Below are 920 nucleotides of genomic sequence, written 5' to 3'. Positions count from 1 at the left end.
CGTCGCCGTGCTCGTCGCGGCGCTCGCGAGGGGCACCAGGACGCGCGCCCTGCGCGCCGTCGCCGCGTAGACGCGCAGCCGCTCACGCAGGTACGAGGGGTCGTTGCGCCAGACCATGGGCCGCGTCAGCGGGCGCGCGACGAGCGCGAGCGCCCGCAGCCGGTGGTCCACCTCGCGGGCGAGCGCGTCCGGATCGGCGTCCTCCACCGCCGCGCCCTCGAAGCGCAGCGCCACCCCTTCGAGCAGCTCGGTGAGCGCCCCGAACAGCTCCGCCCGCGCCGAGTTCACGGTGTCGCGCGTGCTGGTCGGCAGGAACAGGAGGCTGACGAGGATGCCGACGAGCGCCCCCGCCGCCGTCTCCTCCAGGCGCAGCAGCAACAAGTGCGCCGAGAACTCGTGGAGCAGCGTGTACATCTGCGCCACCATGATCGTCACGAAGAAGATCATGTACGCGTACGAGACCTTGACCAGGTAGAAGCCGGTGCTCATGCTCACCACGATGAGCGTCAGCGCGAGCAGGCTGTGCCCGGTGGTCAGGTGCGCGAGGCCGATGCCCGCGATGATGCCGAGGAGCGTGCCGAGGACGCGGTGACCGGCCTTGATGACGGTCTCGGAGCGCGTCGCCGTACCGGTGAAGGCGACGAAGGCGGCGATGACGGCCCAGTAGTACCGCTGCTCGGAGATCGCCTTGCCGACGACGATGGCGAGTCCCCCGGCGAACGCGGCCTGGAACGCCTGCCGCGTCGAGAGCCGCACGCGGCGCAGCGGATTCCAGCCACGTCCGCGCGCGTGCACGTCCTTGGCGACGGACGGCGAGCCCGGCAGGTTGCCGAGGCTCAGCGCGACGGCCGGCTCGAAGCCGGTGTCGGCGGGCGCCGCCGCCCCGGGCGCGGGCACCCGGCCCACGAGCCCGGTGTACG

At 72.8% G+C, this 920-nt stretch carries 1 protein-coding gene; it reads right to left on the bottom strand.

Annotated features, from left to right (window positions below):
- A partial coding sequence (locus tag G3I42_RS16005; protein ID WP_164286548.1) for an FUSC family protein occupies positions 1 to 920 on the bottom strand: 920 nt, incomplete at both ends.

It is taken from the genome of Streptomyces sp. SID11385, from assembly GCF_010548245.1.
Classification (GTDB): domain Bacteria; phylum Actinomycetota; class Actinomycetes; order Streptomycetales; family Streptomycetaceae; genus Streptomyces.
This window is presented reverse-complemented; position numbering and strand designations above follow the sequence as displayed.